At 34.7% G+C, this 12,854-nt stretch carries 15 protein-coding genes; 2 read left to right on the forward strand and 13 right to left on the reverse strand.

Annotated elements, in window-relative coordinates; genetic code table 11:
* Positions 1-75: 75 nt before the first annotated feature.
* The 7 genes from ACYSNW_RS02250 to ACYSNW_RS02280 are packed head-to-tail and all read right to left on the reverse strand — an operon-like array spanning position 76 to position 5,424.
* Positions 76-498 (reverse strand): PTS sugar transporter subunit IIA, encoded by a 423-nt coding sequence (locus tag ACYSNW_RS02250; RefSeq protein ID WP_461742761.1) that lies wholly within the window; start codon positions 496-498, stop codon positions 76-78.
* Between the two features lie 13 nt (positions 499-511).
* On the reverse strand, positions 512-1,501 hold the full coding sequence (locus ACYSNW_RS02255; protein ID WP_461742763.1) for a serine hydrolase domain-containing protein: 990 nt from the start codon (positions 1,499-1,501) through the stop codon (positions 512-514).
* Between the two features lie 21 nt (positions 1,502-1,522).
* The gene (gene murQ, locus ACYSNW_RS02260; protein WP_461742765.1) at positions 1,523-2,416 is read right to left on the reverse strand and encodes an N-acetylmuramic acid 6-phosphate etherase; all 894 of its coding nucleotides are present in this window, start codon (positions 2,414-2,416) and stop codon (positions 1,523-1,525) included.
* A 10-nt stretch (positions 2,417-2,426) separates the two neighbouring features.
* A complete protein-coding gene (locus tag ACYSNW_RS02265; protein ID WP_461742766.1) occupies positions 2,427-3,278 on the reverse strand; it encodes a MurR/RpiR family transcriptional regulator in 852 nt (283 codons plus the stop codon).
* 20 nt (positions 3,279-3,298) lie between these two features.
* Positions 3,299-3,775 (reverse strand): PTS system mannose/fructose/N-acetylgalactosamine-transporter subunit IIB, encoded by a 477-nt coding sequence (locus tag ACYSNW_RS02270; RefSeq protein ID WP_461742993.1) that lies wholly within the window; start codon positions 3,773-3,775, stop codon positions 3,299-3,301.
* Between the two features lie 28 nt (positions 3,776-3,803).
* Complete coding sequence (locus ACYSNW_RS02275) at positions 3,804-4,622, reverse strand: PTS system mannose/fructose/sorbose family transporter subunit IID (RefSeq protein ID WP_461742767.1); 819 nt, start codon at positions 4,620-4,622, stop codon at positions 3,804-3,806.
* On the reverse strand, positions 4,615-5,424 hold the full coding sequence (locus tag ACYSNW_RS02280; protein ID WP_461742769.1) for a PTS mannose/fructose/sorbose/N-acetylgalactosamine transporter subunit IIC: 810 nt from the start codon (positions 5,422-5,424) through the stop codon (positions 4,615-4,617). The genes ACYSNW_RS02275 and ACYSNW_RS02280 overlap by 8 nt, the downstream gene beginning before the upstream one ends.
* Before the next feature lie 160 nt (positions 5,425-5,584).
* On the opposite strand from ACYSNW_RS02280, the gene ACYSNW_RS02285 reads away from it, so the two are divergent.
* A complete protein-coding gene (locus ACYSNW_RS02285) occupies positions 5,585-6,367 on the forward strand; it encodes a sulfite exporter TauE/SafE family protein (protein ID WP_461742771.1) in 783 nt (260 codons plus the stop codon).
* Between the two features lie 62 nt (positions 6,368-6,429).
* Here ACYSNW_RS02285 and ACYSNW_RS02290 read toward each other — a convergent pair whose 3' ends face one another.
* From ACYSNW_RS02290 to ACYSNW_RS02310, 5 genes are all read right to left on the reverse strand, one after another.
* Positions 6,430-7,494 (reverse strand): hypothetical protein, encoded by a 1,065-nt coding sequence (locus ACYSNW_RS02290; RefSeq protein WP_461742772.1) that lies wholly within the window; start codon positions 7,492-7,494, stop codon positions 6,430-6,432.
* A gap of 23 nt (positions 7,495-7,517) precedes the next feature.
* Positions 7,518-8,219, reverse strand: a complete 702-nt coding sequence (locus ACYSNW_RS02295) for a response regulator transcription factor (protein ID WP_461742773.1) — start codon at positions 8,217-8,219, stop codon at positions 7,518-7,520.
* Positions 8,220-8,223: 4 nt separating this feature from the next.
* Positions 8,224-9,696, reverse strand: coding sequence for a sensor histidine kinase (locus tag ACYSNW_RS02300; RefSeq protein WP_461742774.1), 1,473 nt, complete (start codon positions 9,694-9,696; stop codon positions 8,224-8,226).
* Between the two features lie 68 nt (positions 9,697-9,764).
* A complete protein-coding gene (locus ACYSNW_RS02305) occupies positions 9,765-10,733 on the reverse strand; it encodes a DUF4822 domain-containing protein (protein ID WP_461742775.1) in 969 nt (322 codons plus the stop codon).
* A gap of 187 nt (positions 10,734-10,920) precedes the next feature.
* Positions 10,921-11,046: an LPXTG cell wall anchor domain-containing protein gene (locus ACYSNW_RS02310; RefSeq protein WP_461742777.1), complete on the reverse strand. Its 126-nt coding sequence runs from the start codon at positions 11,044-11,046 to the stop codon at positions 10,921-10,923.
* Between the two features lie 288 nt (positions 11,047-11,334).
* Here ACYSNW_RS02310 and ACYSNW_RS02315 point away from each other — a divergent pair, with 288 nt between their 5' ends.
* Positions 11,335-11,505 carry a hypothetical protein gene (locus ACYSNW_RS02315; protein ID WP_461742778.1) on the forward strand — a complete coding sequence of 57 codons (171 nt, stop codon included), beginning with the start codon at positions 11,335-11,337 and terminating at the stop codon, positions 11,503-11,505.
* Positions 11,506-11,796: 291 nt separating this feature from the next.
* On the opposite strand, the gene ACYSNW_RS02320 is transcribed toward ACYSNW_RS02315, so the two are convergent.
* Entirely contained in the window at positions 11,797-12,852 is a 1,056-nt protein-coding gene (locus tag ACYSNW_RS02320) for a DUF916 and DUF3324 domain-containing protein (RefSeq protein WP_461742779.1), read from the reverse strand.
* Positions 12,853-12,854: the final 2 nt, after the last annotated feature.

Raw genomic sequence — 12,854 nt, forward strand, 5'->3', positions numbered from 1 at the left:
CGAATAAGATCTCTTCGTATTTTTTTACTATTTTCATGAATGGTCGCTTATTTTATACTTGATTCTTCTTTCCTTCTATTCTTCAAACTCATCCAACTCGTCATCTAAATCTGGCAATTCAATCATTGTTACTGCTTGTTGTCCAATCATTTGTAGATACTCAGTTAGCTCGTCAATATCTTCAATTGCAGACACTGACGCTTCAATTAACATGGCTAAATTTAATCCCGAAAGAACTCTTAATTGTGTATATTCACCTAGCGCCATCATTGCGACATTACAAGGAGTCCCTCCTTTTAAATCAGCAATAATCAATGTTGGTACATCCCCATATTTTTTTAAAATTTTATCTAATTTAACTTGCGTTCCAGTCAGACCGTCTTCGGCTTCCATTGACACAACAGCGATATCTGCTAACTCGCCAACAATCATTTTAGCTGACGCTACTGTTTCTGCAGCCATTTGCCCATGACTCATAACTATTATCTTAACATTCATTTGCTCACTCCTTTTAAAAATATAAATGATATAGCGCCTCACGTTTGGCAATAAAACCACGCTCTTTGCGATCTGGGTGAATTCGATTTGTTAGTAAAATCAACGCCTCTTTCTTCTCAAAATTTAATCCAATCGAAGTTCCAGTAAATCCAGTATGATACAAGTAAGTCTCCTGATTGTGGTTCTGCTTAACTTCCCAGCCATACGTTCGTCCATTAAAATTGGTTGTTTGAATCTTAGTAAATAATTCTTGAGAAAATAACGGTTCTCCATTTGCGATTTGATTGTTTAAAAAGCCTCTAGAGAAACGACAAAGGTCTGTGAGTGTTGAAAATAAACCCGCACTTCCAATTTCATCAGCCAATTGAAAGGCTTTTGAATCCTGGACAATTCCTTGAATAGTTCCACGATTTTCTGTAATTTCAGTGGGAACAGCGTTTTGTTTATGCGTAAGATGATAGGTCGTTTTATGCATTTCTAACGGTAAAAATAAATTCTTTTTGAAACTTTCCGCTAACGTACATTGATCAATATTTCTGATTCCTTCACCAAGTAAATAAAAACCTAGATCAGAATAAATGACTTTTCCAGCATCTTCAGAAGGTAACTTTAGTAGAAATTGTCTAATTTTTTCTTTTGTTACCAGCTTTTTGTCAGGTAAGTCTGCTGGTAAGCCACTACAATGAAGCAGTAATTCTCCAATCGTTGCATTTAAGAAAATGAATTCCGGTACTATTTCACCAATAGATGTTTGAAAAGTTAGCTTTCCCTGATCGACCAATTGCAAAATTCTAGTTGTTGTACCAATCACTTTTGTCAAAGAAGCAAGATCGTAGTAATTTTTCTTCGTTAATTTCTGTGTATTATACGGAACAACTACACCTAAGTTCCCTTCGTAATGTACAATCGTTTGCTGCTCTTGGATTGTCGCCCACGAAGCACCTGAAATTGTATTCGTTTGAATAAGTTCTTGAATTGTTTCAGTGATTTTTTGTTGATTCATTGACTATCACTACTTTACTTTTTAATTGTTCATAACATCAGAAATTCTTCCATCATATTTTGCTAACCGTTCTTTAGCTGTTTGGTAATCGACTTGCATTTTCGCCATTACGATGGCTGGCGCTACTTCTAACTGCGCTTTTGTTAAATAGTCTTTTGCCAACGCTTCTTCGATTCCAGTTGCAGCAACAATAATATCGGTTGCTCGTTGAATTAATTTTTTATTCGTTGGTTGTACATTGACCATCAAATTCTGATAAATATTCCCTACTTTAACCATCAAACCGGTAGAAAACATATTGAGTACCATTTTTTGTGCAGTTCCAGCTTTCATTCGTGTTGAACCTGTTATAACTTCTGGTCCGACAATTGGAGCGATGCCAATATCGGCTAATCGGTTCATTGGACTTTGATCGTTACACGTGATTGAAATCGTCAAAGCGCCTACTTTTTTGCCATATTCAATCGCAGAAATACTGTACGGTGTTCGTCCACTAGCAGCGATTGCGATTAACACATCTTTTTCAGAAAGATGCTGTTCACTCAACTCATCGATAGCTAATTCTTTTGAATCTTCTGCTCCTTCAATCGCTTGAAACATTGCTTTTTCGCCACCAGCGATAATCCCAAACGCTTGCTCAGGTGAAACACTGTAGGTCGGCGTTAATTCAATGGCATCTAAGGCTCCTAAACGACCAGAAGTCCCTGCACCACAATAAATCAAACGCCCTTTTTTTTTAAAACGTTCCGCTGCACGATCAATCGCTTCAGCAATTGCTGGTAGCACTTTTTGTACCGCTAAAGCTACTTTTTGATCTTCTTGATTGATCAGTTTTACCATCTCAAGTGTCGATAATTGATCAATTTGATTGCTCGTTTCATTTCTTGTTTCCGTTGTTAATCCCTTTAAATTCATCCAAACACCTCTATTTCTCTTTTAACCGATTGACTAATTTATTTGTTTCAATCATATTTTGTTCAACTTTTGTTTCTAAGTCATCACGAATAACACCTAAATATAAAACATCCCCAATTGCCATAGAAGAAGCTACAGAAGAAATAGCTCCTACACGCACTAAATGTTCATTATTAGGGACAAGCAAAATTTCATCACTTAATTTCTGAATTTTTTCACTTGCATTGCTTGTAATAAAGATAACTTTTGTTTGGTTTTTCTTTGCAATTTCACAAGCAATCAATACTTCTTTCGTTAAACCACTATAAGAAATTGCGATTAAGACATCTTTTTCTGTGGTATAATTCAAAAATTCTAACATCATATGAGTATCGTAGTTAAACACTGCATGGCGCCCCGCTCGATTAAGTTTGTGGTAAAGATTATAGGTAGTCAAAGACGAGGCCCCAATTCCAACAAGGTGAATCGTGCCCGCTTTTTCCATCAACTCAATCGAGCGTTCCAATGCAGCTTTATCGATTGAGAAAAAGAGATCATCAATCGTTGTGGTTAATAAAGATTCGACCTTGGAACAAATCGTTTCAACAGAATCCTCGGTGGAAATAATCGGATCAATGCCAATTTTTTTATTGCCCTTCGCTTGTTTAACCGCAATTGATAATTTCAATTCTTCCCAACTATCAAAACCTAATTGTTTTGAAAATCGCGTGACAGAAGCAGGCGAAGTTTGACTGTTCATCGCTACTTCATTCGCTGTCAAAGTGAGCAGACGGGCAGGATCCTTTAAAATATAATCGGCAATTTTCTTATTGACTTTCGAAAAGTCTTTATATTTTTTTCTAATTTCACGAACTGCATCCATCTGCTCACTTCACTCCATTTCTATTTAATAAAATTTAGAATCGTTTCATCTGACTCTGAGGGAATCATTTGCGCAGTAATTTTAATTCCTTGGTCGGCTAAACGTTGAATCGTTTGACGATCTTCTTCAGTTAACGCCACTGATTTTTTGATTGGTTTACTACCTTCTTTTTGCGAAATATTCCCTACGTTAAAGCTTGCCAAAGGCACACCTGCATTAATCAATGCCGCCATATCAGCGATATCTTTAGTAATTAAGAAAACTTTTTCGTCTTCGTAATTGCCAGCTAAAATTTTTTCGATTGCTTTTCTTTTAGATAGAATAGACAATTTCACACCTGCTGGTTTAGCCATTTTTAGCGCACCAATCTGCAATTGATCTTTTACCGCTAAATCATTGACAACCATAATTCTTTGCGCACCAATCGTGTTGGTCCAAACTGTTGCTACTTGTCCATGTATTAAACGCTCATCTACTCTTGCATGTACGATTCCCATCATTAATCATCTCCACTTTATTTATAGTTTAAAATAAACCGCCTATTGTTGACAACAGGGTTTCTAAATTCCCCAATAACATTCCTAATAAAATCAATATAAAAATCAAACGTGTCGAATTAATTTTTTTCTTTCCTAATAACCAATATGAAAGCAACACGATTCCTAGCGGGATCAATGCTGGTAAAATTTTATCCAACATTTCTTGTACAGATAAGGTCACCTCACCCATTTTATACGTCAAATCAAGTTTATACGTAATCACTGAAGGAATCAATCCGCCAACTACCGTCAATCCTAAAATAGCAGCACCTTGAGTGAACAATTTCATTTTATCGGCAAATTCAGTGGCGATTTTTTTCCCTTGATTATAACCAATCCAAGTGAATTTATAACGAACCCATAGAACAGCGGCCCCAGCAAGTAACGGAATCAACAAGCCAACAATTTGTCCACTTTGTGCCATATAAGCCGCAATCGAGAAAACAATTGCACGATAAATGGCAATAAAAATCGTATCTCCTACCCCAGCAAAAGGGCCCATTAAACCAGTTTTCAACCCCGTAATTGCCGTTTCGTCTTTAATGCCGATTTCTTCTTCTAACGCCATATCAGCACCAATAATCAAATGTGACATCGCAGGCGTCGTATTCATAAAACCTAAATGTGTTTTCAAGGCTTTTTTCATGTCTTCAGGATTATCTGCATACAACCGTTTCAAGGCTGGCATCATCACCCATGAATACCCTAAACCTTGCATTTTTTCATAATTCCAACCCCATTGATATCCAAATAAATTACGAATATACACTTGATTGATATCACTTTTAGTCAATTTGTTAGTCATCGATTTCGACCTCCTCATCGTCTTCATAAACCACTGTGCCGCCAGCACTTGCTGCAGCTTTATTCGTATTTTGTTGATCCATCACATAAATAGCAGCTAGCGCTAACCCAACTAATGCTACACCTAACACTGAAAAGAATTCTGCACCATAAGCAAGCAATACAAACCCAATAATAAAATAAGGCCAGTACGTTTTTATTGGCAAATAGCGCATTAGAATCGCAATCCCCATCGCCGGCAAAATCGCACCTGCTGCTTTAAGACCATTCATCACCCAAACAGGAATCCAGTTATTAATCATGTTAACTACCTGTTCACCAAATGCCAATCCTACAAAGACTGGAAGCACACGAGAAATCGTCCAAGGGAAAATGCCAAATACATTACAACGTTCGACGCCTTTATAATTTCCTTCTTCAGCATAACGATCTGCTTTATGTTGAAAAAACGTGTTCGTCATTCTACCTAAAATATCTAACTGGGTTAATAATAATCCAATGGGTACAGCTACACCGATCCCGTACTCCGCACCATTGCCAGACATAATTGCGTAGGCGGTTCCCATAATTGCTCCTGAAAGAAAATCTGGTACAGTAGCCCCACCATACGTAGCAACACCTAAGGTCATCAGTTGTAATGTTGCGCCAATCATCAATCCAGTTTGAACATCGCCCAATACTAAACCAGTAAAGGTTGCAGCAAACAACGGCGTGTAAGGACCAATTTGGATCGAAATTTGATCCAGTACACCAATCACAGTATAAAGACATAAAATAAGAATAATTCCAAAAGAAATTTCCATCATACTTCCTCCTTGTATCCGTTTTCATTTTACGAACTCAGTATAGCATCAAAGAAATTTAATTTCAAGTGTGGAAAAATAATTCTAAAAAAAGAAATTCGATTTCTTTGCGATATTCTGTGATATACTGAATCAAAAGGCTATTACTGGAGGAAATAAAATGAAACTACTACTTATTTATTTTATAACAATCTTTTTATCTAATACTGTTGGTGCCCTTTCTGGAATGGGTGGGGGGGTTATTATTAAACCAGTTCTCGATTTTATTGGTTATCATTCATTGAGTAGTATTGCTTTTTATTCTAGTGTCGCTGTTTTTACGATGTCTATTTCCTCTACTTTTAAACAAATTCAAAACGGAATTCAGATTGAGCTAAAAAAGGCTACTGGGATTTCTCTTGGTTCACTTTTAGGTGGGGTTTTAGGAGATCATTTATTAAGCTTTGCTTTACGGATTGCTCCTCAACAAGCGACTGTTCAAGCAATTCAAGCTATTATTATGTTACTAACCTTGGTTATGGTACTATTTTATAATCGATTTGTCTCCTTTCATTTTTCATTCCACTCCCTTCCTACTTTTTGTCTTGTCGGAATCTTGCTAGGTACACTATCAACCTTTTTGGGAATTGGTGGCGGGCCAATTAATGTCGCTTGTCTGATTTTCTTTTTTGGAATGGAAATCAAATCAGCAACTGTCTATTCAATCATTACGATTTTCTTTTCTCAATTAGCTAAATTAGTTAGCATTGGGACTTCGACTGGTTTTGGTAGCTTTGATTTATCAATTTTATGGGCAATCATTCCTGCAGCTTTATTAGGCGGATACTTTGGCGGTTTTCTCAGTAAAAAATTAACAGACCAGCGAGTGACACAATTATATAATGGTGTCATTTCGCTAGTCATTTTATTAAATCTCTATAATCTGTATGCGGTACTTCATTAAAAAGACTTTTGTAGCTAAATTAAAATTTAAGTCCTCTATTTAAAAATCTAATTGTACTTCTTTCAATCAATGGTAATAAATTCAATTAGTTTTTGATAAGAAGGATAGGACGGATGCTTTTTCAGTTCACTGTTGTCAATAGCTAACGATTGTTTAGCAATAATTTCTTTGGTTAAGGAATCAGAAAAATTTACAAAATCATTTTGATATTTTTCATTATAGGCTAAAGAAAAATATTTTGATTGGCGATAATAAGGTTTTAATTCTTCCACACTAATTTTTTCTGGCTGATCGGCAAAATATTCATCATAACGTGCACTATCAATTTTTCCATTAGTAACCGTTAATTGAATTCTACCAATCAAACCATCCCCAAAATCTTCTGCATAACCAATATATTTTGTTTGAGAAGGTTGTCTGATTTCATCTTTCAACTCAGCAGCAATTGCCATTAAACCTTGTCTAGCAGTAGTTGAAGACCCTCTGACCGTTTCAAAATTGCCATCCACTCTATTTTCTTCTCTCATTTGTTTTTCTACAAACGTAATTCCATTAACGACTGTCACTAACGTTGTATCCGTTCTAGGATTTTGCGCTTGAAAAAAAGCGTAATCGGAAAGTCGTTTATTTGCTCCTGCATATTTAGATTCGTAATAGTTTTCCGCACCATACTCATTGAATTCAACATTAATAATTTTACCTGAATCATCAGTAACAATTTCAACAATTCCTTTATTCCCTACATCAAAGTAACCGTCGTTTGTAAAATAGTTTCCTTTCATTAATCCTAGCGGTGGTTGATTCGACCAGAACATCATAGCTAGTTTTTCCTCATAAGGATACAGTGGTTTAGGATTAGAGCCAAAAGTTGTTTGAGTAGCGCCAGTAACAACATCATAATTGTAAGAAGTCTCTTCAAAAGTAAGCTCATTTGCTTTTCTCTCAGTGACTTCTTCTGTTACTATCTCTTCAGTTGATACGCTACTTTCTGTAGTTGATTGATTGACTAATGGAGGTCTAACTAATACTTTTGATTCTTCTGTCTTTCTTTTTTGATCTGGTTTACAACCTGCTAGACCGACTAATACGATCAAAATGACAACTGTAAATAGGGTCTTTTTTTTCATAGGTTTCTCCTTTCAGCTGCGAGTTACGCGTTGAACCGATACCCACTGCCCCAAATAGTTTCTATAGGGATTTCTGATAATTTTGCTTTTTTTAGTTTCTCTCTAATTCGTCCAACATGAACGACGACTGTATAAATATCACCGTCAAGATCGTCCATTTCCCATACTTGTCGAAATAACTGTTCTTTCATCCAAACACGATTCGGATGTTCCATAAAAAATAGTAGTAAATCAAATTCTTTCGTTGGAAAAATCACTTCTTTTCCTAAAACAAAGACGCGTCGTGCATTTTTATCAATAAGAATTTGATTATTTTCCACAATATTCTCTGTTTGATCTACTCCAGTCAAGAGCTTGTACCGTTTAATATGAGCTTGAACACGAGCAACTAGCTCACTTGGACTAAACGGCTTTGTCATATAATCATCTGCGCCAAGTCCTAATCCTCTAACTTTATCGATATCTTCTTTTTTAGCAGAAACAATCATTAAAGGAATATTTTTCTTTTCTCGAATCCGACGACAAACTTCAAAACCATCCATCGTAGGCAACATAATATCAATCACAATCAAATCAAAAGATTCATTTAGCGCTCGATTCAATCCTTGTAGCCCATCACTGACAATTTCAGCCTCAATTTGATTGATTTCTAAATAATCCCTTTGTAATTCAGCGATACTTTCATCATCTTCAATCAATAAAACTCGTGCCTCTTTCTTTGTCATTTAGCTACGCCTCCTCGAGTTTTTTTAATAAAATGGTTACGATTGTTCCTTGATGATGTTCACTTTCAATCGTAATTTCACCTGCTAACGTATCAATAATTTGTTTCACGATTGCCAATCCTAATCCGCTACCGCCGGTTTTCGTTGAACGTTCTTGTTCTCCACGATAAAAATGATCAAATACAAATGGTAACTGTTCTTGTGTGATTCCTTGACCATTGTCAATCACACGAATAACCATATGCGTTACGTTTTCAGTTAGCTCAATTTTAATTGATAATGGACGTTCCGGATCTTTGAATTTAATACTATTTTCAATTAGATTTATAAATACTCGATTTAATTGGGTTCGATCTCCTAAAATCAGGCTGTTATTACTTAGTTCTGAAGTAAATTGAATCGATACTTGATCGTCTTGTAACTGAAACTCTTCAACGATATGTTGTAAAAACTCTTTACTATCAATGGGTTCATAGTGAAATGGAATCACGGCAGCATCTAGCTTAGAATATAAAAATAATTCTTCAATCATTTCATCTAAAGAAATAGCTTTTTTACGTATCGTCTGCAAATAACGCGCTTGTTTTTCTGGAGAATCTGCCACACCATCTAATAATCCTTCAACATAACCAATAATTGCAGTAATCGGGGTTTTTAAATCATGAGAAATACTGGCCACTAACTCTTTACGATTATTCTCTAATTTTTCTTGTTCTTGCATTGAATGAATCAATGTTTCTCGCATCATTTCAAAATCATTCGTTAATTTTTTCACTTCGTTTGCTGTTTGTTTCACTGGTTTTTCCATTGCAATTTCTAACTGTCCTTGACTAATTTCAGCGATTCCTTGTCCTAAATTTTCTAACGGATAAATAATCGTTCGCTCCATTAATCGAGTTAAAAATAGTAATCCGCCAATCGCAATCACTAAAATAAGTAAGATAATTAGAATGCCCCACTTCGTCATAAATTCCAAAAAGGTATTTTCCTTTTTTAAAATTAACAAACTACCTGGCGCCTGATCACTGAAATTGAAATCAAATTTCATATACCGATAGAGCCTTCCTGCATTATCAATTGTTCCTCTGGTAGTAAGATTATTAACATCAAATGTTGGGAAATGAGCAACTAAGGACTTCTCAACTAAATCTTTAGAATAATACATCATTTTTTCCTGTTTACGAACCACAATACCTAAAGACTCTTTTTCAGCTGCTTTCATTATCTCTCTCACTTCGCCACTTGGCGTTAAAAGTTGTTCTGGTTCAGATTTCGCTATCCCACGCAATTTTACGTAGGCTAATTCTTCTTCGGGACTTAATGAACGCTGTTGTGTGAAATACTTATAAACGGTTCCAGGACTAGGAACTTTCTCTGTTGTAATATAAAAAACAATACAAATAATTGAAACTAGTGATAAACAAGCAATCGCAATACCACCAATATAAGAAATAAGAAATCTTTTTTTTATAGTCATATTATTCTCCTTTTCTATATTATAATAAAACGATTGCTTTTATCCTAGAAAACCGGTTTAATTAACTGTTAGAAGCTAAATTCTGGTTTAAAATCTCCAGTATAAGGAACATGTTCAACAAAAATGGTGATTTCATTCCCCGCTTGATCTTTACCCATTCGTTTATACGTAAATTTTTGATCATTTAATTCTGTTAATTCCAAAGCTGCACCATATTTATTTTCTCCAATTGAAACGTGAGCTCGAATTTTATTATGATTTAGCACATCGAAATAGCCAAAATCATTACGGCTATTGCCAGTTTCTAAATCGAAAAACTCATATTTATTTGTTTTGGCATCAAATTTAGCGAGACTAATAAAATTCGCATTTTCTTCTGTTACATCGTTCCCCTCTTCATCCAATACCTTCGTGCCATTCCATAGTGTTTCACCTAAAAGCTCCGTTCCACTTCGTTTCGTTTCGATATCTCCTGTTGTTGTTTCTAACGTTTTTTCTGGTTCAGTAAATGTTAAATCCTCTTTGTAAGGAATATGCTCGACAAAAACTTCGACATCATTACCATCCTTATCTTTTCCCATTCTTTTGTAAGTAAACTTTTCGTTTGTTAATTCGGTTAAATCAACTACTGCTTGATAATTCATTGTTTCTGAAATCAAAATTCTTTTTGATCCATCATTTGTAATAAAGAACGTTCCAGAATCTCCTCGGCTATCTCCAGTTTTTGCATCAAAAAATTCATAACGACCTGTTTGATTATCGTATTTTGCTAGTCCAATAAAATTAGCATTTTCAGCAGTCAAATCATTATTTTCTTGATCATAAACTTTCGTTCCTTGCCAATTTGTCTTACTCAAAATATTGGCTAGTTCTTGCCCTTTTGTTTCTTTTGTTGACTGATCTGTTGATTGCTGTACTTCTTCTGTCTTATTTTCACTGCTTGCTTTAGATTCATTAGAAGCCTGTCCTTTTGCACCACAACCAGCTAATAATAAAACGAATCCTGCGATTCCTACGATGAGTTTCTTATTTTTCATAATTTTCTCTCTCCTCAATAATAAAATTAGTTTTCTGTTACTGACTTTTATTATAGAGAAGGGAAATAAACAAGAACGAACAAAATTATAAACAAATTATAAACAATCAGCTGATACAAAAAAATAGAAGACGGAGCCAACATTCACTACGTCTTCTATATTCATATTAATCTCTTTTATCGTTCATTTATTTTCCCTGTTCATCTTCTTTTTTTCTGCGTTTAACTAAAATAAAAAGAAGCACTACAAAAATAATCGCACCGCCAACATATGGCAACGACTTCATCACAACTTCACCTGTTTGTGGAAGCATGAAAAAAACCTCCTTTATATTAACTGTTTATTTTATTATGCACATAAAGTATAGAAAATTGCTATCTCTTTTTGTTTTTATCGATATTTTTTCCGCTAATTTAAATCTTTATTTAATAACTACTGTATAAACTGATGATAAAAAAACTTTTTTAATGCGCTAGATGGTTGCTGATTATTCAATCTTTTAGTTCGAATGACAGTTTAGGATAGCAATCAAGCATTTTAAGACATATTTTTTTAGTTGCTATAAATTCATGATATTCTCAGTAAAAAAGGAGGGATTCTGGTGAATATTTTTTTATTGCTTATTTTACTTGCAGTTTTCATACTGCTTTTCTTACTTCAAAAAGAAATTTCAACTAAAGAAACCAAAAACCAAAAGCTTATTCTTAATTTAACGATAATTTTAGCTGGCTTTGCTATTGGTATGCTAGGTTTCATCCTATTCGGTCATTAGTCTACACTTCATTTGTTAAGACCTTGGAACAAAAGCAGTTAGCTCCAAAAACCAAGTAAATATGATACATCATCCGTTATTGTATTCTTTGCAATGAATGACAGTTAGGAAATTGCCGAGATTCTGATTGATTTATACCATTTATTCGGTTCTATTAGATACCGCATAAGTGGGCTTTACTTTTGTTCCACTCACATGAACGTCTAAATAAACTAAGTGAGAAACGAATCAGATTCTTCTCTGACAAGTCTCTCACTTAGTTTATTTTTTGTTCTCTACTATATCAATCTTTCAGCGATTCTTACGACGCTTGCGGCGTTTTCGTTTACGACGTTTCAATTGCTGTTCTAATTTATTCGTACGTTTAAGCAAATAGACAATAAATATCCCTAGAATAACGAACAAACCAATTAATAAAACTGTAAGCCACGGAAAGACCGTTTCGGTTTTATCAGAAACATCTGATTTATTCAAGCTCGTTGCCTCTGACTGGTCGACTGTAAATGGTAGTTCTTCTTCCCAACTATATTCACCAGAAGTAACTTTTATAATACTAGAATAATCACCAGCATTAAATGCTTTACCATCTAATGGAATAGTCAATGGAAGTTCTGAATTAGGAGCAATTTTTAGATTTACTTTTTCACCTTTCAAAAATTCTTTCTCTTTATAGTGAATTTCATAAGTTACGTTAACTTTTTTGATATACGTTGCTGCTGTATTCTCCATAAGAATCTCAAGTGCATTTCGTTTATTACTTTGAATGGCTTTGATTTCTTTAAATACTAGCTCAGGCTCCACATCCTCTTTTTCAGTTCTGATGACTATGGCGATTTCTCTCGACAAAATATTTCTAATACTACCTTCAACCTGCTCTTTAGGCTCCTCAATCATATAAATAGCTCCAGCGACAATCCCTTTAAATGTTTTATCAGGCATCTCAATGGTGATTGATAGTTCTTTTTTTTCATGTGGCTTCAATTTTATTTCTTCAGTATTTAGCTTTGCAATTTCATTGATTTTTAAAGGAGCAGAAGTGGCATCAGATGCTAATTGACCCGAATATTCAACAACACCAGAACTGTTGGTAACTGCTTGATTGATTGAAGGCTTAAGCTCAATTTCTGTATCCTTATTGTTTTTTACAATCACCTTCAAAGTTTCCTTTTGATTCGGCTCTAATAATAAATCAAAATAGGAAACATCCTCGTTTATTTGACTGACAGGTTTAACCGCTTCAATCGTGAAACTATCTAAAATATTTTCTGCTGAAGCGTTTAGCGGAAAAAGAACTACCCAAAAAACGATCCCCAATAAAACAAAAATTAGTTTTTTTGTTTCTTTCATAA

This window comes from Enterococcus sp. LJL99 (assembly GCF_054871725.1).